The sequence below is a fragment of the Streptomyces sp. NBC_01260 genome (assembly GCF_036226405.1).
GTDB lineage: Bacteria > Actinomycetota > Actinomycetes > Streptomycetales > Streptomycetaceae > Streptomyces > Streptomyces laculatispora.
On record NZ_CP108464.1, the window covers coordinates 335,122 to 353,528 of the forward strand.

Below are 18,407 nucleotides of genomic sequence, written 5' to 3' on the forward strand. Positions count from 1 at the left end.
GCGTCTCGACGTCCCATCCGCCACCGGACAGTTCGCAGACTGTCAATCCCCTGGAAGCGTAGAGACCTTCCTTACGTGTCCGCGCCGCCCGGACCGACACCCGAGCGGCGCGTCACGACAGGGCGAACGTTGCCCAGCCCGGCACTGGCTTCAACCGCGGTACGTCTCCAGGAGCCGCAGCCAGATCTCACTGATCGTCGGGTAGGCGGGGACCGCGTGCCAGAGCCGTTCGATCGGGACTTCGGCCGCGACCGCGATCGTCGCCGAGTGCAGCAGCTCGCCGATGCCGGGGCCCACGAAGGTGACGCCGAGCAGGATCTCCCGGTCGAGGTCGACGATCATGCGGGCTCGGCCCCGGTATCCGTCCGCGTACAGGCCGGCCCCCGCCACCGCTCCGAGGTCGTAATCGACGGCCCGGACCCGGTGGCCGGCCCGCTCCGCCTCGGCGAGGGTGAGGCCGACCGAGGCGGCCTCCGGGTCGGTGAAGACGACCTGGGGAACGGCGGCGTGATCGGCGGTGGCCGCGTGGGCACCCCAGCGGTCGGTCTCCAGCAGCGGGACACCCTGGGCACGGGCGGCGATCGCGGCTCCGGCGATGCGGGCCTGGTACTTGCCCTGATGGGTCAGGAGCGCCCGGTGGTTGACGTCACCGACGGCATAGAGCCAGCCGGTGCCCTCGACCCGGCAGCTGTCGTCCACGGTGAGCCAGGACCCGGGCTTCAGGTGCACCGTCTCCAGTCCCAGGTCGTCGGTGCGCGGGGCGCGGCCGGTGGCGAAGAGGATCTCGTCGGCCTCGATGCTCTCGCCGCTGTCGAGTCCGACGGTGACCGGTCCAACCGGGGCCTGGCGCCGTACGGAGGCGGCCGAGACGCCGAACCGGATATCGGCTCCGGCGCCGGTCAGCGCCTCCGCAACCAGCTCACCGGCGAACGGTTCCATCCGGGGCAGCAGCCCCGTGCCGCGGACCAGCATGGTGACCTCGGCACCCAGGGCGCCCCACACGGTGGCCATCTCCACACCGACCACTCCCCCGCCGACGACGACGAGCCGACGGGGCACCTCCTTCGCGCTGGTCGCCTCACGGCTGGTCCACACAAAGGCGTCGGCGACTCCGGGCAAATCGGGTACCACGGCCCGGCTGCCGGTGCACACGGCGACGGCGTGCCGGGCGGTGAGCCGGCGTTCCGTGCCGTCGGGTCCCGTGACGGAGACCGCCTTCGTACCGGTCAGCCGGCCGACGCCCCGGTAGATGTCCGCGCCGATGCTCTCCAGCCAGGCCACCTGTCCGTCGTCCTTCCAGTGCGAGGCGTGCGCGTCCCGGTGTGCGAGGACGGCCGCGGTGTCCAGCGGGCCCTGTACTGATCCGCTGAGGCCGGGCACGCGGCGGGCGTCGGCGCGGGCGACGACCGGGCGCAGCAGGGCCTTGCTCGGCATGCAGGCCCAGTACGAACACTCACCGCCGATGAGCTCGGACTCCACGATCGCGGTGCTCAGGCCGGCGGACCGGGCCCGGTCCGCCACGTTCTCACCCACCGGACCTGCACCGATGACCACGACGTCGTACTCGACGGGCTCCACAGCATGTGTCATGAGGACCATCTTGGTCGTGGGTGTGCGCGGCGGCCACATGGGCAGGCGGAATAGTGCAAGCACAGGCACCGTTGTCCGGGGACACGTCCGCTCGGGCACAGGAAGAGGTAGCAGAGCATGAGCACCGTAGAGCTCACCAAGGAAAACTTCGATCAGGTCGTCAGCGAGAACGAGTTCGTCCTGATCGACTTCTGGGCTTCCTGGTGCGGCCCGTGTCGGCAGTTCGCTCCGGTCTACGACTCGGCGTCCGAGCGTCACGCAGACCTGGTCTTCGCCAAGGTCGACACGGAGGCGCAGCAGGAGCTGGCCGCGGCCTTCGAGATCCGGTCGATCCCGACGCTCATGATCGTCCGCGACAACGTGGCGGTCTTCTCGCAGCCGGGCGCGCTGCCCGAGGCCGCGCTGGAGGACGTCATCGGCCAGGCCCGGAAGCTGGACATGGATGAGGTCCGCAAGTCCATCGAGGACGAGCAGAAGGACCAGAAGTAGGCACCTCGCGGACGCCTGAGGAACGGGTCGGGGTCCGGCCGTCGACGGCCGGACCCCGACCCGTTCGCTTCTTCCGGCGGCTTCACCCGTCGGCGTTCTCCTGCGCGGCGTTGTCCTGCGCACCGCTCTGCGCGCCGCGCTTCTGCGCGATCCGGACCGAGAGTCCGTAGTCGAGTTCCGAGCCGTCGACCAGCAGGGCCTCGACGGTGTGCGTCGACGGGTCGATGTCCGCCACCATGCCGTCGCCGGAGTAGCGGGGGTAACCCGACTCGCCGGTCTCCCCGGTCGCGTCCACGATCGCCGACCGGATGGTGTTGCCGGGGCCCCCGGTGCCGGGGGCCGAACCCTTGGCGTCAGAACCCTTGGTGTCGGTGAACGCGGGGACCAGCAGGATCTCGTAACTCTGCGGATGGCTCATGGTCATGACGCTAGGCAAGGGATGTCCGCCGCGCACGTTGCCGCGCTGGCGGGCCGGCTCAGCTCGATTCCCGGTGGACGGCCCGCGCACTCAGCAGGTCGTGCCGCTCGGGTTCCCTCCCGGGGTGCCGCACCAGACGGTCGACCAGATCGGCGAGCGGCTGCACCGTGTCCAGTTCCATGCGTACGCTGCTGAGCCTGGGCCTCAGCAGCCTCCCCAGCATCAGATCGTCCGCGCCCACCACCGCGGTTTCGCCGGGGACCGTGATGCCCGTGTCCTGCAGCGCCCGCATCAGGAGCATCGCGTAGACGTCGTCGTAGGCGAAGACGGCGTCCAGGTCGAGCAAGCGCCAGCGGGCGGCGAGCGCGGTGGCCGATTCCTCGTCGTGGCGCAGCGGCAGCGGTTCGATCCGGGCCGTGCCGGCGGCGGCCTGCCGGGCGCCGGCGAGCCTGGGTTCGGCGAACAGCGCCAGGCCGGGTTCCTCGGGCATCACGACGCCGATCCGGCGCCGGCCGCGCTCCAGCAGATGCCGGACCGCACAGTCGCCGACTTTGCGCTGGTCCATGATCAGGGCGTGCGCGCCCGCCACCGGCCGCGGTCCGAGCGTGATCACCGCCTTGGCGCCGGAGCGCCGGAGCACGGCTGTTCCCTGCGGGGCGAGGGGGACGGAGCCGGGCACGATGACGGCGGCGGGCCGGAGCTCGGCCCAGGCGCGGGCCGCGTCGTCGGCGTCGAGTCCCAGGGAGCCGTACTGGACCACGGTGTAGTCGAGGCGGCGCAGTCCGGATTCCAGCTCGTGCAGGAAGCGGTGGTGCAGTTGGCCGGAGGGGAAGTTCCCGGTGGGCAGCAGCACCATGCGGGAGTGTCCGGCGCGCAGGCTCCGGGCGGCCGCGTGCGGTACGTAGCCGAGTTCGGCGGCCGCCTCCCGCACCCGGCGGCGGGTGGGATCACTGATCCGTACGGCCGCGTTGTTGTTCAGTACGTACGACACGGTGGCCCGGGAGACCCTGGCGAGCCGCGCCACATCGGCGCTGGTCGGGACGGGGCCTTCGGCGGGCTGCTCGGGTAACTGACTCATGGCGTCGGGCAGTCTTACAGACCCGTTCGGTCCGGGTGCGCTCCGGCCCCCGTACCCGTGGTGCGAACCTCAGGCCGAGGTTCGCACCGGGGCGGACGGCCCCGCCCGGTCCGTCCGGGTACCGGCTGGTCGGACGCCGTTCGGCGGCCCGTTTCGCGGACCCGCTCCACGCGAGGGGCCGTGCAGGTTCTACGGTGTTGCGATGACCATCCAGCACCGCAGCGACATCAATGACAGCTCGGCCGACTTCCCCGGCCGCAGCGGTCCCGGCGCCACTTCCCAGGCCGACCCGCACGACGTGGGCCCGGTCCGCGCCTCCTACGCCCCCGACCGGGACGGCGACCCCGACCCCGGCGAAATCGTCTGGACGTGGGTGCCGTTCGAGGAGAACGACGGGCATGGCAAGGACCGCCCGGTCCTCGTCGTGGCACGTGAGGGGGCGGGCACACTGCTCGCCGTACAGCTCTCCAGCAAGCAGCACGACCAGGACCGCGAGTGGGTGGCGCTGGGCGCCGGCCCCTGGGACAGCTCGGGGCGCCCGTCCTGGGTCGATCTGGACCGGGTGCTGCGGGTGCACGAGGACGGGATGCGTCGTGAGGCGTGTGCCCTGGACCGGGACAGGTTCGACCTGGTCGCCGGGCGGCTGCGGGAGCTCTACGGCTGGAAGTGAGGCCTCTGCGGCCCGTCACGTCCATGGGCACCCCCGTGCGGCCGTGACGGGCCGCGGACCCGAACGGCGCAGGCCGGCCATGCCGGATGACGTCGAAGCCTATGGCTCAACATCAGCGTGAGGGTTGGGCCGTAATCTCGAACACACGACCGAAAATAGCCCTGGTGGGTGATTGGCCGGCGCGGTCGAGGATGCCGAGGACTACCTGTTCGAAGTGGCCCGCGAACCGGCCGCCGTCGGTGAGCAGGGTGCGGAACACGCCCGCCACCTCGGCCGGATCATTCTGGAACACGCCGCAGCCCCAGGCGCCCAGCACCAGCCTGCGGTATCCGCGCACTGCCGCGACCTCCAGCACCCGTTCGGCCCGCGAGGCGAGCGCGGCGGGGATGAGGTGCGCCGACCCGGGAGCAGTGCGGCGGATCACCCCGGCGTTGGGGGCGGGCGAGGTCAGGAATCCCGCCGTGTACGGGGTTTCGAGCAACCGGCCGCGGTCGTCGCGGAAGACCGGCACGCCCGGTGAGTGAATGACCCGGTCGGTGTAGAAGGCGCTGCGTTCGGCGCGGTGGTGGGCGTAGTACTCCGGGGCCCTGCGCAGCGTGGCGTACAGCGCGGAGCCGCGGCAGAGGGCCTCCTCCTGCGCCTGCGCCCCGTTGAGGTATCCGCCCCCGGGGTTGCGGGCGGAGGCGTAGTTCAGGACGGCGACCTTGCCCGGCCGCTCGCCGGTCATCCGGGCGGCCGCCTGCAGGCTGCTCTCGCCGGTGACCTCGATGACCGGTGTGCGGTCACGGTCCAGCGACGCCACCGGCACCGGCTCGGGGCCGTACAGCCTGGTCCCCGAGAGGGCGGCTTTCAGCGCCCGTTCGATGCTCACTTCTCGCCCTTGCGGCGTGCGGTAGAAACCCGCCTCGACAATGGACTCGGTCTCGCGCGCGATACCGCGCAGCCGGGCGCTCACCGCCCCTCCCCCTTATGGTGCATACGGGGCATGATCGACGCTCCCACGGCTTGGACACAACCGAATTTCCGACGCGCGGGGGCACTCTTGTGTGAACTCGCGGCAGGGGTTTGGGTAGAACCCGACGCACCGGAAAAGGAGGCCCGGCATGTCACCCGACACACCCGGCGGCCACGGTCCGCCCGGTCACCCCCCGCCCCTCGGCGAGGTCGAGGCGGAGGACCTACTGCGCGGCATCTGCTTCAAGACGGGGCCGCCGCGCATCGTGGGGGTCGAGCTCGAATGGCTCCTGCACGATCGCGACCACCCGCGCAGTCCCGTCCAGCACAACCGTCTCGAAGCGGCCGCAACGGCCGTCCGGGCGCTGTCCCTGAACGCCGCGGTCACCTTCGAACCCGGCGGCCAGCTGGAGCTCAGCTCGCGCCCCGCCGATTCCCTCATGGCGTGCGTCAATGACACCGCCGACGACCTCGTCGCCGTACGTGCCGCGCTCGGCCGGCTGGGTCTCACTCCGGTCGGAATCGGCGTCGATCCCTGGCAATCGCCGCGCAGACTGCTGCGCGAACCCCGCTACGAGGCCATGGAGACCGCCCTCGACCGGTGGGGACCGTCCGGCCGCGCCATGATGTGCACGACCGCGTCCGTCCAGGTCTGTCTGGACGCAGGTGCGGAGGAGCCCGGTCCGCTCGGCTACGGGCGGCGCTGGCAGCTGGCTCATCTGCTGGGTGCGGTGCTGGTGGCGGCGTTCGCGAACTCGCCCTTCCAGCAGGGCAGGCCGACGCCGTGGCAATCGACGCGTCAGTCCCTGTGGACCGACCTCGACCCGCTGCGTACGCTCGCCCCCGCCGGTCAGCTGCCGCCCCGCGACGCCTGGGCCTCGTACGTCCTGGACACGCCGGTCATGTGTATCCGCGGCGACGCCGGGCCTTGGTCAGTGCCGGAGGGGCTCAGCCTGCGGGACTGGATCCGGTCCGGGGTGCCGCGGCGCCCGGTCCGGGCCGATCTCGACTACCACATCACCACGCTGTTCCCGCCGGTCCGTCCGCGCGGACACCTGGAGCTGCGCATGATCGACGCGCAGTCCGGTGACGACGGGTGGCTCGTGCCGCTCGCGGTCACCACTGCCCTGTTCGACGACCCGGAGGCCGCGGAGACCGTGTACCGCACCGTCAAACCACTGGCCGAGACCGCGGGGCCCCTGGCCGCTCCGCGCAATCCGCTCTGGCTCGCTGCCGCCCGTGACGGACTGGCCGACCCCGAACTGCGGGTGGCGGCCACCGCCTGCTTCGAGCTGGCCCTGGAGGCGCTGCCCCGGATGGGCGCGACCCAGGCGGTGCAGGACGCGGTGGCGGGCTTCCACGACCGATACGTCGCACGGGGCCGATGCCCTGCCGACGATCTCCGGGCGCTGCTCGCGCCGGACCGGACGGATGGCCGGTACGACCCGGAGGGGACCCTCTCATGACCGACTCCCCCACACCTTCGCCCGCCGGACCGCAGAGCGCGGACACCCAGGACGCCGAGGTGCTCCGTGAGCGCGCCCTCGCCGCGCTCCTCGCCGCGCGTGAGCGCACCACGCTCCTCACCGACAGCGTGGACGACCATGAACTCACCGCTCAGCACTCGCCGTTGATGTCGCCACTGGTCTGGGACCTCGCACACATCGGCAATCAGGAAGAGCTGTGGCTGCTGCGCGACGTCGGCGGGCGGGAGGCGATGCGACCGGACATCGACGGACTGTACGACGCCTTCGAGCATCCCCGGGCCTCCCGCCCCTCCCTGCCGCTGCTGGCTCCCGCCGAGGCCCGTTCGTACGCGGCCGAGGTGCGCGGCCGGGCCCTGGACGTGCTCGGTTCCACACCGCTCGGCGGCCGCCCGCTGCTGCGGTCCGGCTTCGCCTTCGGGATGATCGCGCAGCACGAACAGCAGCACGACGAGACCATGCTGATCACTCATCAGCTGCGGACGGGGCCGGCCGCGCTCAGCGCACCGGAGCCGCCCGGGGCCACCGACGCGGCCGCGCTTCCCGCCGAAGTGCTGGTTCCTGGCGGCCCGTTCACGATGGGCACCTCGACCGAGCCATGGGCTCTCGACAACGAACGTCCGGCGCACCGGCGCGAGGTGCCCGGGTTCCTCGTCGACACCGCCCCGGTAACCTGCGCCGCGTACCAGGCGTTCATCGAGGACGGCGGCTACACCGAGCAGCGGTGGTGGGCACCCGAGGGATGGGCGATGGTTCGTGAGCACGAGCTGAAGGCGCCGCTGTTCTGGCACCGGGACGCCGGTCAGTGGCTGCGCCGCCGCTTCGGCGTGACCGAGCCGGTACCGGCGGACGAGCCCGTGCTGCACGTCAGCTGGTACGAGGCGGACGCGTACGCCCGCTGGGCCGGACGCAGGCTTCCCACCGAGGCCGAATGGGAGAAGGCGGCCCGCCACGACCCCGGCGCCGGGCGCTCCCGGCGCTATCCGTGGGGCGACGAGGACCCGACGCCGGAGCGCGCCAATCTGGGCCAGCGCCATCTGCGGCCCGCCCCCGCCGGGGCGTACGCCGCCGGCCGGTCCCCGTCCGGCGCGGGGCAGTTGATCGGCGACGTGTGGGAGTGGACGTCGAGCGACTTCCTGCCCTATCCGGGATTCGCGCCGTTCCCGTACCGCGAGTACTCGGAGGTGTTCTTCGGCCCCGGGCACAAGGTGCTGCGCGGTGGGTCGTTCGCGGTGGACGCGGTGGCCTGCCGGGGTACGTTCCGCAACTGGGACCTGCCGGTCCGGCGGCAGATCTTCTCGGGGTTCCGCACCGCGAGGGATGTCTGATGTGCCGTCATATCGCCTACCTGGGGCCGCCGGTGCCCCTGGGTGAGGTGCTGACGCAACCCGCGCACTGTCTGGTGCGCCAGTCCTGGGAGCCGCGCCGGCAGCGGTACGGGACGGTCAACGCGGACGGCTTCGGCGTCGGCTGGTACGCGGACGGGGACCCGGTCCCCGGACGCTACCGCCGGCCGGGGCCCGTCTGGGGCGACCGGACCTTCGCCGATCTGGCCAGAGTGGTGCGCAGCCATGCCCTGCTCGCGGCGGTCCGGGATGCCACGGAGTTCGATCCGGACGGCGAGGCCGCGGCGGCGCCGTTCGCCGAGGGCGGGGTGCTGTTCAGCCACAACGGCGTGGTGAAGGGCTGGCCCGGATCGATGGCACCACTCGCGGCGACGCTGCCCGCGGCCGAACTGCTCAGGCTCACCGCCCGCTGCGACTCGGCGCTGATCTGGGCCCTGGTGCGGCACCGGCTCGCGGCGGGCGACCCGCTCCCGCAGGCCGTCGCCGACACCGTGCTGGAGATCGCCGAGGCGGCGCCCGGGTCCCGGCTCAACCTGCTGCTCACCGACGGCAGCACCATCGTGGCGACGGCCTGGGGCGACACCCTGTGGCAGCTGTCCGAGCCCGGCCGGCACGCGGTCGTGGCCTCGGAGCCCTACGACGACGATCCGCGCTGGCGCGAGGTCCCCGACCGCACCCTGCTGACGGCGACCCGCGCCGACGTTCTGCTGACCCCGCTCAAGGAGCCCACCGAGTGAGTCCTTTTCTGCTGACCCGCACCCTGCCGGTGGACGCGACGGACGCGGCGCTGCGCGCCGATGTGCTGAACGGTCTGACCCGGCAGCCGAAGACGCTGCCGCCCAAGTGGTTCTACGACGCCCGCGGCAGCGAGCTGTTCGAGGAGATCACCCGGCTGCCCGAGTACTACCCGACCCGTGCCGAGCGGGAGATCCTGATCGACCGGGCGGACGAGATCGCCGCCGCTTGTGGCGCCCGGACCCTGGTGGAACTGGGCTCGGGGTCCTCGGAGAAGACCCGGCATCTGCTGGACGCCCTGCCGGAGCTGCACACCTATGTGCCGGTCGACGTGAGCGAGAGCGCGCTGCGCGGGGCGGCCGAGGCGCTGCTGAGGGAGCGGCCCGGCCTGTCCGTGCACGCGCTCATCGCCGACTTCACCGGCGCACTGTCGCTGCCCGGGACCCCGGGGCCGCGGCTGGTCGCGTTCCTGGGCGGCACCATCGGCAATCTGCTGCCGCAGGAGCGGGCCGCCTTCCTGGCGTCGGTGCGGTCACTGCTCTCCCCCGGTGACAGCCTGCTGCTCGGCACGGATCTGGTGAAGGACGAGGAGGTGCTGGTGGCGGCGTACGACGACGCCGCGGGAGTGACGGCGGCGTTCAACCGGAACGTGCTGTCGGTCGTCGACCGGGAGCTGGGTGCGGACTTCGAGCCCGCCGACTTCGAGCACGTGGCCCGGTGGAATCCCGGGCGCGAGTGGATCGAGATGCGGCTACGGGCCCGCCGGGCGCTCACCGTGAAGATTCCGGAACTGGACCTGGTGGTGCCGTTCGAGGCCGGTGAGGAGCTGCGGACCGAGGTGTCCGCGAAGTTCCGCAAGGACGGTGTGCGGGACGAACTGGCCCGGGCCGGAATGCGGCTGACTCAGTGGTGGACCGATTCGGCGGGCAGGTTCGCGCTGTCGCTCGCTACGGTGGACTGAGCCAGCCGGGCCAGCGCACGGCGCCCGGACAGACCGTCCGCCGGGATCTGCGGCAGAACGCGGATCTCGGCGGTCAGCCCGGCCGCCGTCACCACCCGCCACAGCGAGGCCGTCAGCGGATCGTCGCCGACGAACGCGGCGGCGCCCGCCGGTCCACGGTTCTCCGGGGGGCCGCCGCGGTAGCGGATGCGCAGCGGCTGGACCGTGGCCCCGGCATCGATCGCGGCCTGGAACGCGGCGGGCCTGAACCTGCCGCCCGGACCGCGACCGCACCAGGTGCTGCCCTCCGGGAAGACCACCACCCGCGACCCGCTCCGCAGCGCCGAGGCGACGGCGCCCACGGTGGCGGGCAGCGCGCGCAGCCGCTCGCGCTCGACGAACAGGGTGCCGCCGAGGGCGGCCAGCGGGCCGAGCAGCGGCCAGTGCCGGATGTCGCTCTTGGCCAGCATCCGGCCCGGGCACACGGTCGCGACCAGCGGGATGTCCAGCCACGAGACATGGTTCGCGACGACGAGCACGCCCTGCGCGCCGCCGTCCCCGCCCCCGGGACGGCCGGGCGCACCCGGCACAGCACCCGGCACGGCCGGGAGCCCGTCACGGGCGGCCGGCGGGCCGACGACCCGGACCCGCACCCCGAAGGCCCGCACCACCGCGTACGCCCAGCACCGGATCAGCCGCTCCCGTAGGCCTCTGCCGGGCAGCACCAGCACCAGCGGGGCGAACAGCGCTCCGGTGAGGGTCAGGAAGCATCCGGCCAGCAGCAGGGCCGCTGCCGGGACCGGGTGCCGGGCCGGGCCCCCGGTCCCGGCGCAGCCGGCCGGGGTGCAGGAGGAGGTGGGCAGCCAGTGGCTCATTGCTGCGGGGCGAGCGAGAGGAAGTGGCGCAGATAGCGCGGGTCGGTGCCGCGCAGTGACAGCAGGACGTACAGATCGGCGACGTTGAAGTCGGGGTCGTGGGCGGGTGCCCCGCAGATCCGGGCACCGAGGCGCAGATAGCCGCGCAGCAGGGGCGGGAGGGCAAAGAGCCCGCCGGGGCCGCCCGGGAGCGCTGTCGGGGGCTGCCAGAGGCGGTGCGGGGAGACCCAGTAGTCCTCGGGTGCCAGGTGCTTGTTCCGTACGGTCTCCCAGGCGCGGGCCGCTGCCGCGCCGCCGTCGGAGAGGGGGATCGAGCAGCAGCCGGCCAGCCAGTTGTGTCCGCTGCGCTCCATGTAGCGGGCCAGACCGGCCCAGATCAGGGCGATGACCGCGCCGTCGCGGTGGGCCGGGTGGACGCAGGAGCGGCCGACCTCGACCAGGTCGTCGCGGATGGGGGCGAGCCGGGCGAGGTCGAACTCGCCCTCGGCGTAGAGGCGTCCGGCGATCCGGGCCCGGTCGGGCGGCAGAAGGCGGTAGGTGGCGACGATGTCGCCGGTGGCCACCTCCCGGACCAGGAGGTGGTCGCAGTACGCGTCGAACGCGTCGCTGTCCAGCCCTGGTTCGGGACCCTCCAGGCGGGCGCCGAACTCGGCGGCGAAGACCTGGTGGCGCAGGCGCTGGGCGGCGCGCACCTCGGCCTGGTCCACGGCGAGGGAGACCCGGTAGCGCGGCGGGGCGGCGGACCGTGCCGTCTGTTGCGCCGGAACGGGTGGGGCGGCTGCGAGGGGGACGGCGGGGGAGGCGGTGGGCAGCGCATGCATGACGGTCTCCGGGGACGGGTCGGCAAGGGCGGCTGCCGGGCCGCCGCAGCAGTGCGGCGGCCCGGCTCCTTACTTCTTCCGTGACCGGCTGGATTCGACGTGACCGCCATGGAGAGCCGGGATGTGCGACGGCTGAATCCCACGGTGCGCACCGGCCCGCGGCCCACCGGCCGGCCGCGCGGTCAGCTGCCCGCGAGCGCTGCCGTGATCTTCTCCGAGGCGGTCCTCGCCTCCTTCGCCGGGTCACCACCCTGCAGGACTGCCGTCATGTACAGCTTGATCGGGTTGTCGGCCTCCACCGCCGCCCACTGCGGCGAGTTGGGGGTGGCATGGCCCTCGGCGGCACCCTCGGCCATCGCGGCGGTGCTCTCCTCGCCCTCGATGACATGGGCCAGGGTGCTCTTGTTGGGCACGTAGCTCATGGTCTTGGCCAGCACCTCCTGCCACTTGGCGCCGGCCAGTTCCTTGATCACGTCGATACCGGTGCTCCGCTGGTGCGCCTTCTCCGGAACGATCAGATCGGATCCGCCGGTGAATACGGAACCGGGAGACTTCGCAGTCTTTCCCGGGATCGGGAAGTAGCCGAGTTTCCCCTTGAGTTCGGGATTCGCCTTCTCGATCAGCGTCGCGGTGCTGGGGGTGGAAATGATCTGTGCGACATTCCCCTCGGCGAACACATTGCCCTGCGGGGGCTTTTCCTCGTCCGCGTCCTTGGGCCCGTCGCCGAGCGCCTGGAGTTCCCGGTAGAACTCCATGCCCCTGAGGGCCGCGGAGGAGTTCAGGGCGCCCTGCCAGTCGCCGCCCTTCTCGTTCGCGAGTTCACCGCCCTCGTCCCAGATGAACCCGGCGAGTACGTACCAGTTCTGGCCCGGCAGATACATGCCCTGATTGCCGTCGTGGTTCAGCTTCTTGCTGTCGGCGATCCACTGCGCGCGCGTCTTGGGCGGGGAGGTGATACCCGCCTGCTCGAAGAGGTCCTTGTTGTAGATCACCACGCGGTTGGCCGCGTACCAGGGGATTCCGTACTGGACGCCTCCGATACTGCCCGGTTCGGCGAGACCGGGCAGCCAGTCCTCGCTGCCGAGGTCACGCATCGACTCCAGGGTGAGATCGCGCAGCCCACCGCTCTGCGCGTACTGGGCGACCTGGGTGTTCCCGACCTCGATGACGTCCGGGGTGTCCTTGCCACCCAGGGCGTCGATGACCTTCGGCCCGATGCCACTCCAGCTCTGGATCTTGAACTCCAGTTCGACCGACGAGTGCGCCTCTTCGTACGACTTCTTGAAACGGTCCAGGAAGTCGGGGCTCACACTGTCCTTCATCAGCCAGATGGTGACTTTCTTGCCGCCCGAGTCATCCGAACCGGTGATCACACCGCACCCACCCAGCGCGGCAACGGATATCAGGGCAACAGCTCCAACGAGCATGCGGTTCTTCACGGGGGTCACCTTCTGCGAAACGGCACGACAAAATCAGGACCCGGTGTGGGGGACTGCGGGCTGCGCTCGCACGGGCGTGGCTGGATTTTGGTATGGACCAATAGTTTGGTCAAGACCGGTTCCGGACAGGGGGCCGCCCCGCGAACTCTCGCGAACCCCGTCAAGGTGGGGCACCTTGGTAGAGGCGAGAGGAGACATAACATGTCAAACCATACGTATCGCGTCACAGAGATCGTAGGAACCTCCCATGAGGGCATCGATGCGGCAATCCGCAACGGGGTCGCAAAGGCTTCGGAAACGTTGCACAATCTCGACTGGTTCGAGATCACTCAGGTGCGCGGCCAGATCAAGGATGGCCAGATCGAGCACTACCAGGTCGGTCTGAAAGTCGGCTTCCGGCTCGACGACAAGGACTGACGGGGGGAACCTGCGACACGGACCGCGCGGTTTCCGGCCGAGTCAGGTCCGCCCTTCGCGTTGCTGCGCGTCCTTGAGCGCGGGCGACACCTGCGTCCAGCGGGCGCGCACCACGGTGAATCCGGCCAGCTCGGCCGCATCGCAGACGAGTTCGTCGTCGTCAACCAGCATCCGCACCTCACGCTCCCGGCCCAGCCGCTCAAGGATCTCCAGTTTGGTCCGGCGGGCCGGCCGGCGGTCGTCGTTGCGCCGCATGCGCAAGCGCCCCTCGGGCAGGCCGTGCCGGGCCAGCCAGGCCACGGTGTCCCTGCGGCAGCGTTCGGGCCGGCCGGTGAGGTAGGTGACCTCGCACTCCTCGGCGCTGCTCAGTGCCAGCCGTACGCCCTCGGCGAGCGGTGGATCGTCCACGGCGGCGGAGAAGAAGCCGGCCCAGTCGCGCCGCGGCCCCTCCAGGAAGTGCTGACGGTGGGCGGTGTCCGCGAGTGTGCCGTCCAGGTCGAATACGGCCAGCGGCCGGGCGTGGTCTCTCATGGGCCCAGCAAACCAAGCCGGCGCGGCCTTCGGCGCCCCGGCTCGGCACGGACCGCTGAGCCGATCGGCCTCGGAGCGCCCCGTCGGCTCACCGCCGCCTAGAATCGAACTGTTTGTCCCGGCCGGCCCGCCCCGAACCGTATGGAGTCCCCGCCCCATGCCCACCCCCCACGATCCGTACGTCAGGGTCCGCGGCGCCCGCGAGCACAACCTCAGGGACGTCCGGGTCGACATCCCGCGCGACACCCTCACCGTCTTCACCGGTGTCTCCGGCTCCGGAAAGTCCTCGCTGGCCTTCGGGACGATCTACGCGGAGGCCCAGCGCCGCTATTTCGAGTCCGTCGCCCCGTACGCCCGGCGGCTGATCCATCAGGTCGGCGCACCCGCGGTGGGTGAGATCACCGGGCTGCCGCCGGCCGTCTCGCTGGAGCAGCGCAGGTCGGCGCCGGGCGCCCGGTCGTCCGTGGGGACGGTGACCACGCTGTCCAACTCCCTGCGGATGCTGTTCTCCCGGGCCGGGACGTATCCGGAGGGCGCCGAGCGCCTGGACTCCGACGCGTTCTCGCCGAACACCGCCGCGGGCGCCTGTCCGCGGTGCCACGGGCTCGGCCGGGTCCACCGCACCACCGAGGAGTTGCTGGTCCCCGATCCCTCGCTGTCGATCCGGGACGGCGCGATCGCCGCCTGGCCGGGGGCGTGGCAGGGCAAGAACCTGCGGGATGTGCTGGACGCCCTGGGCCACGACGTCGACCGGCCGTGGCGTGAGCTCGACCGGGCCGACCGGGAGTGGATCCTGTTCACCGACGAGCAGCCGGTGGTGACCGTCCATCCCGTGCGCGATGCGGGCCGGATCCAACGGCCTTACCAGGGTACGTACATGAGTGCGCGTCGCTATGTGATGCACACGTTCGCCGACTCCAGGAGCCGCGCCCTGCGGGCGAAGGCCGAGCGCTTTTTGACCAGTGAGCCGTGCCCGGTCTGCGACGGCGGTCGGCTGCGGCCGGAGGCGATGGCCGTCACCTTCGCCGGCCGTACGATCGCGGAACTGGCGGGACTCCCGCTGACCGGGCTCGCCGAGGTGCTGGCGGCGGCCGGCGGCGACGACACCGCCCGGGTGCTGACGGCCGATCTGCTGGCCCGGATCGAGCCGGTCACCGAACTGGGTCTCGGCTACCTCAGCCTGGACCGCACGGCTCCGACGCTCTCCTCCGGCGAGCTGCAACGGCTGCGGCTGGCAACGCAGTTGCGTTCGGGGCTGTTCGGCGTCGTCTACGTCCTGGACGAGCCGTCCGCCGGTCTGCACCCGGCGGACACCGAGTCGCTGCTCGCGGTGCTCGGCCGGCTGAAGGAGGCCGGGAACACGGTCTTCGTCGTGGAGCACCAGATGGATGTGGTGCGGCAGGCCGACTGGCTGGTCGATGTGGGGCCGCTGGCCGGTGAGCACGGCGGGCGGGTGCTGCACAGCGGTCCGCCGGCCGGGCTCGCCGAGGTCGAGGAGTCGGCGACGCGGCGCTTCCTCTTCGACGACGCGCCCGTTCCGGTGCGCGAGGTGCGCACACCCTCCGGGTGGCTGCGGCTGCACGGTGTGGAGCGGCACAACGTGCGAGGCGTGGACGCCGCCTTCCCGCTCGGGGTGTTCACCGCCGTCACGGGGGTCTCGGGCTCGGGCAAGTCGACGCTGGTGGGGCAGGTCCTGGCGGACGCCCTGGCCGACCGGCGGGCCCCGGCCGAGGCGGAGCAGCCGCAGGAGCGGCCCGCGGCCGGGTGCGCCCGGGCCGAGGGGCTGGAGGCGGTGGACCGCCTCGTGCAGGTCGACCAGAAGCCCATCGGCCGCACTCCGCGTTCCAACCTGGCCACGTACACCGGGCTCTTCGACGTCGTGCGCAAGCTGTTCGCCGCTACCGGTACGGCAGTTGAGCGCGGCTACCGGGCCGGGCGGTTCTCCTTCAACGTGGCGGGCGGCCGGTGCGAGACCTGCCAGGGTGAGGGGTTCGTCTCCGTGGAGCTGCTCTTCCTGCCCAGTACGTACGCGCCCTGCCCGGACTGCCACGGCGCGCGGTACAACCCGGAGACACTCGAAGTCACCCTGAACGGGCTGAACATCGCCCAGGTGCTGGATCTCACCGTGGAGTCGGCGGCCGGCTTTTTCGCCGGCACGGCCACCGCCGAACGCAGTCTGCGGACCCTGCTCGACGTCGGGCTCGGCTATCTGCGGCTCGGGCAGCCGGCGACGGAGCTGTCCGGCGGTGAGGCACAGCGGATCAAGCTGGCCGCGGAGCTCCAGCGCGCCCGCCGGGGGCACACCCTCTATCTGCTCGACGAGCCGACGACGGGACTGCATCCGGCCGATGTCGAAGTGCTGATGCGGCAGTTTCAAGGGCTGGTCGACGCGGGCAGCAGCGTGGTGGTCGTCGAGCACGACATGGCCGTGGTCGCGGGCGCCGACTGGGTGATCGACCTCGGGCCGGGCGGCGGCGACCTGGGCGGCCGGATCGTGGCGACGGGACCGCCGGCGGAGGTGGCTCGGGCGGAGGGCAGCCGGACGGCGGCGTACCTCCGGGCCTCGCTCCACCTCGGCTGACCGTTCTTTTCTACCCAACTCCCCTATTTGCCCTGGCGGTTGCCGGTTCGGGCAAGCGAAGGGAAATGAAACAGTAAAGAACGTTGACAGTTACCTGGTCCAGACCAATTATGGGCATGCCTCACGGCCGCTCCTCGCCGTGCGGTACGTGACCCCCGGCCGGGAATCACAGGAACGGACCACGCCCTCGACGGGCGTGGCAGAGCCGTGCGATCCGCCCGTTGTCTCACTCCGCTGGGAGCTACCCCATGAGACGTCCAAGAACAGTCGCCGCCGTCCTGAGCGCTCTGGCCACAACCATCGCGTCCGCAGGCCTGGTCCTCGGATCAGGCGTCGGCGCACAGGCCGCCGCGACCGCCGCCACTCCCCTGCCCGCACATGTCTTCGCCCCGTACTTCGAGGCGTACAACGGAGACAGCCCGGCCGCTCTCTCGCAGGCGTCCGGTGCCAAGTACCTGACCATGGCCTTCGTCCAGACCGAGGCCAAGGGTTCCTGCACCCCGTACTGGAACGGCGATTCGAGCACCCCGATCGCCCAGTCCGAGTTCGGCGCCGACTTCACGACCATCCGGTCGCGCGGCGGCGATGTGATTCCGTCGTTCGGCGGGTACGCGGCCGACAACGGCGGCACCGAGATCGCCGACAGCTGTACGAGCGTCGACTCCATCGCCGCCGCGTACGAGAAGGTCATCACGACCTACGATGTGTCCCGCCTCGACATGGACATCGAGGACAACTCGCTCACCAACAAGGCCGGGATCGACCGCCGGAACCAGGCGATCAAGAAGGTCCAGGACTGGGCCGCCGCCAACGGCCGCTCGGTGCAGATCTCGTACACCCTGCCCACCACGACCAGCGGGCTGGCCGCCAGCGGGCTCGCCGTGCTGAAGAGCGCGGTGGCCAACGGGGCCCAGGTCGACGTCGTGAACCTCATGACGTTCGACTACTACGACGGCGCCTCGCACAACATGGCCCAGGACACCCAGACGGCCATCACCGGCCTGAAGGGCCAGCTGGCCAAGCTCTACCCGTCGAAGACCGACGCGCAGCTGTGGGGCATGACCGGCATCATCGAGATGCCGGGCATCGACGACTACGGCCCGGCCGAGACCTTCACCACGGCCGACGCCACCGCCGTCTACAACTGGGCCGTCTCCAAGGGCGTCAGCACCCTGTCGTTCTGGGCTCTGCAGCGCGACAACGGCGGCTGCCCCGGCACCGGGGGCAGCGACACCTGCTCCGGGATCGCGCAGGACACCTGGTACTTCAGCCACACCTTCGCGCCCTTCACCACCGGCGGCACCGGCCCGGTGACGGACGACTACTCGGTGGCCGTGGCACCCGGTTCGGCGACGGTCGCCCCCGGCGGGTCGGCCACGGCGACCGTGAGCACCGCGGTCACCTCCGGCAGCGCCAAGACCATCGCGCTGACGACGAGCGGGGCGCCGGCCGGTGTGACGGCCACGCTCAGCCCGACGTCGGTCACCGCGGGCGGGACGTCGGCGCTGAAGGTCACCGCCTCGGCGTCGGCGGCGCCCGGCACGTACAAGGTCAATGTGACCGGTGCGGCGGGCACGCTCAGCCACGCGGCGACCTTCACGCTGACCGTCTCCGGTCCCGGGGGCGGCACCGGATCGCTGGTGAACGGCGACTTCGAGACGGGCTCGCTCGGCCCCTGGACCTGTGAGCCCGGTGGCTCGGTCGTCTCCACCCCGGTGCACGGCGGCACGCACGCGCTTGCCGCCGCGGCCACCGCGTCGCAGACGGGCGAGTGCACGCAGACGCTCACCCTGTCCCCCAACACCAAGTACACGCTCAGCGGTTGGGTGCAGGGCAGCTACGGCTACCTCGGTGTCCGGGGCGGTGCCTCGGCGAACACCTGGGGCTCGTCCAGCGGTTACGCCAAGCAGTCGGTGGCCTTCACCACCGGGTCCAGCGGTGCGGTGACGGTCTATCTGCACGGCTGGTACGGACAGGGCACGGTCTACGGTGACGATCTCTCCGTAACGTCCTGACCCGCCGGTACAGCTGAGTCCCGG

The 18,407-nt window shown here is 71.5% G+C and carries 17 protein-coding genes; 9 read left to right on the forward strand and 8 right to left on the reverse strand.

All coding sequences use genetic code 11. The features are described from left to right. Nucleotides 1–150: 150 nt before the first annotated feature. Nucleotides 151–1,590 (reverse strand): dihydrolipoyl dehydrogenase family protein, encoded by a 1,440-nt coding sequence (locus OG322_RS01505; RefSeq protein ID WP_329305926.1) that lies wholly within the window; start codon nucleotides 1,588–1,590, stop codon nucleotides 151–153. 117 nt (nucleotides 1,591–1,707) lie between these two features. On the opposite strand from OG322_RS01505, the gene trxA reads away from it, so the two are divergent. Continuing rightward, nucleotides 1,708–2,079, forward strand: coding sequence for a thioredoxin (trxA, locus tag OG322_RS01510; RefSeq protein WP_123464970.1), 372 nt, complete (start codon nucleotides 1,708–1,710; stop codon nucleotides 2,077–2,079). Nucleotides 2,080–2,161: 82 nt separating this feature from the next. Here trxA and OG322_RS01515 read toward each other — a convergent pair whose 3' ends face one another. Beyond that, on the reverse strand, nucleotides 2,162–2,503 hold the full coding sequence (locus OG322_RS01515; RefSeq protein ID WP_405698861.1) for a hypothetical protein: 342 nt from the start codon (nucleotides 2,501–2,503) through the stop codon (nucleotides 2,162–2,164). A 52-nt stretch (nucleotides 2,504–2,555) separates the two neighbouring features. Further along, nucleotides 2,556–3,575: a LacI family DNA-binding transcriptional regulator gene (locus tag OG322_RS01520; protein WP_123464966.1), complete on the reverse strand. Its 1,020-nt coding sequence runs from the start codon at nucleotides 3,573–3,575 to the stop codon at nucleotides 2,556–2,558. A gap of 202 nt (nucleotides 3,576–3,777) precedes the next feature. Between OG322_RS01520 and OG322_RS01525 the strand changes: the two genes are divergently transcribed. Beyond that, nucleotides 3,778–4,245, forward strand: coding sequence for a type II toxin-antitoxin system PemK/MazF family toxin (locus OG322_RS01525; RefSeq protein WP_123464964.1), 468 nt, complete (start codon nucleotides 3,778–3,780; stop codon nucleotides 4,243–4,245). 112 nt (nucleotides 4,246–4,357) lie between these two features. Here the strand turns inward: OG322_RS01525 and OG322_RS01530 are convergent, their stop codons facing one another. After that, complete coding sequence (locus OG322_RS01530; RefSeq protein WP_329305928.1) at nucleotides 4,358–5,200, reverse strand: TIGR02452 family protein; 843 nt, start codon at nucleotides 5,198–5,200, stop codon at nucleotides 4,358–4,360. A 148-nt stretch (nucleotides 5,201–5,348) separates the two neighbouring features. Here OG322_RS01530 and egtA point away from each other — a divergent pair, with 148 nt between their 5' ends. Genes egtA through egtD form a run of 4 tightly spaced genes read left to right on the forward strand, consistent with a single transcriptional unit; the run spans nucleotide 5,349 to nucleotide 9,725 of the window. Continuing rightward, nucleotides 5,349–6,665, forward strand: coding sequence for an ergothioneine biosynthesis glutamate--cysteine ligase EgtA (gene egtA / locus OG322_RS01535; protein WP_123464960.1), 1,317 nt, complete (start codon nucleotides 5,349–5,351; stop codon nucleotides 6,663–6,665). Then, on the forward strand, nucleotides 6,662–8,011 hold the full coding sequence (gene egtB / locus OG322_RS01540) for an ergothioneine biosynthesis protein EgtB (RefSeq protein WP_329305929.1): 1,350 nt from the start codon (nucleotides 6,662–6,664) through the stop codon (nucleotides 8,009–8,011). The genes egtA and egtB overlap by 4 nt, the downstream gene beginning before the upstream one ends. Next, entirely contained in the window at nucleotides 8,011–8,766 is a 756-nt protein-coding gene (egtC, locus tag OG322_RS01545; RefSeq protein WP_329305930.1) for an ergothioneine biosynthesis protein EgtC, read from the forward strand. The genes egtB and egtC overlap by 1 nt, the downstream gene beginning before the upstream one ends. Beyond that, on the forward strand, nucleotides 8,763–9,725 hold the full coding sequence (gene egtD, locus OG322_RS01550; RefSeq protein ID WP_123464953.1) for an L-histidine N(alpha)-methyltransferase: 963 nt from the start codon (nucleotides 8,763–8,765) through the stop codon (nucleotides 9,723–9,725). Before egtC ends, egtD begins: the two co-directional genes overlap by 4 nt. Here egtD and OG322_RS01555 read toward each other — a convergent pair. The 3 genes from OG322_RS01555 to OG322_RS01565 all read right to left on the reverse strand — a co-directional run bounded on the left by OG322_RS01555 (nucleotide 9,668) and on the right by OG322_RS01565 (nucleotide 12,839). Then, nucleotides 9,668–10,579 carry a lysophospholipid acyltransferase family protein gene (locus tag OG322_RS01555; RefSeq protein WP_329305931.1) on the reverse strand — a complete coding sequence of 304 codons (912 nt, stop codon included), beginning with the start codon at nucleotides 10,577–10,579 and terminating at the stop codon, nucleotides 9,668–9,670. The two genes, egtD and OG322_RS01555, sit on opposite strands and share 58 nt — an antisense overlap. Next, nucleotides 10,576–11,400 carry a GNAT family N-acetyltransferase gene (locus OG322_RS01560; RefSeq protein WP_123464949.1) on the reverse strand — a complete coding sequence of 275 codons (825 nt, stop codon included), beginning with the start codon at nucleotides 11,398–11,400 and terminating at the stop codon, nucleotides 10,576–10,578. Before OG322_RS01560 ends, OG322_RS01555 begins: the two co-directional genes overlap by 4 nt. A 182-nt stretch (nucleotides 11,401–11,582) precedes the next feature. Beyond that, complete coding sequence (locus tag OG322_RS01565; protein WP_329305932.1) at nucleotides 11,583–12,839, reverse strand: extracellular solute-binding protein; 1,257 nt, start codon at nucleotides 12,837–12,839, stop codon at nucleotides 11,583–11,585. A 201-nt stretch (nucleotides 12,840–13,040) separates the two neighbouring features. Between OG322_RS01565 and OG322_RS01570 the strand changes: the two genes are divergently transcribed. Beyond that, a complete protein-coding gene (locus tag OG322_RS01570; RefSeq protein WP_123464946.1) occupies nucleotides 13,041–13,256 on the forward strand; it encodes a dodecin in 216 nt (71 codons plus the stop codon). Nucleotides 13,257–13,298: 42 nt separating this feature from the next. Here the strand turns inward: OG322_RS01570 and OG322_RS01575 are convergent, their stop codons facing one another. Beyond that, nucleotides 13,299–13,787, reverse strand: a complete 489-nt coding sequence (locus tag OG322_RS01575; protein WP_329305933.1) for a phosphatase domain-containing protein — start codon at nucleotides 13,785–13,787, stop codon at nucleotides 13,299–13,301. 157 nt (nucleotides 13,788–13,944) lie between these two features. Between OG322_RS01575 and OG322_RS01580 the strand changes: the two genes are divergently transcribed. Then, nucleotides 13,945–16,368 carry an excinuclease ABC subunit UvrA gene (locus tag OG322_RS01580; RefSeq protein WP_329305934.1) on the forward strand — a complete coding sequence of 808 codons (2,424 nt, stop codon included), beginning with the start codon at nucleotides 13,945–13,947 and terminating at the stop codon, nucleotides 16,366–16,368. Nucleotides 16,369–16,616: 248 nt separating this feature from the next. Continuing rightward, nucleotides 16,617–18,383, forward strand: coding sequence for a glycosyl hydrolase family 18 protein (locus OG322_RS01585; RefSeq protein WP_164494486.1), 1,767 nt, complete (start codon nucleotides 16,617–16,619; stop codon nucleotides 18,381–18,383). The last annotated feature ends 24 nt before the right edge of the window (nucleotides 18,384–18,407 follow it).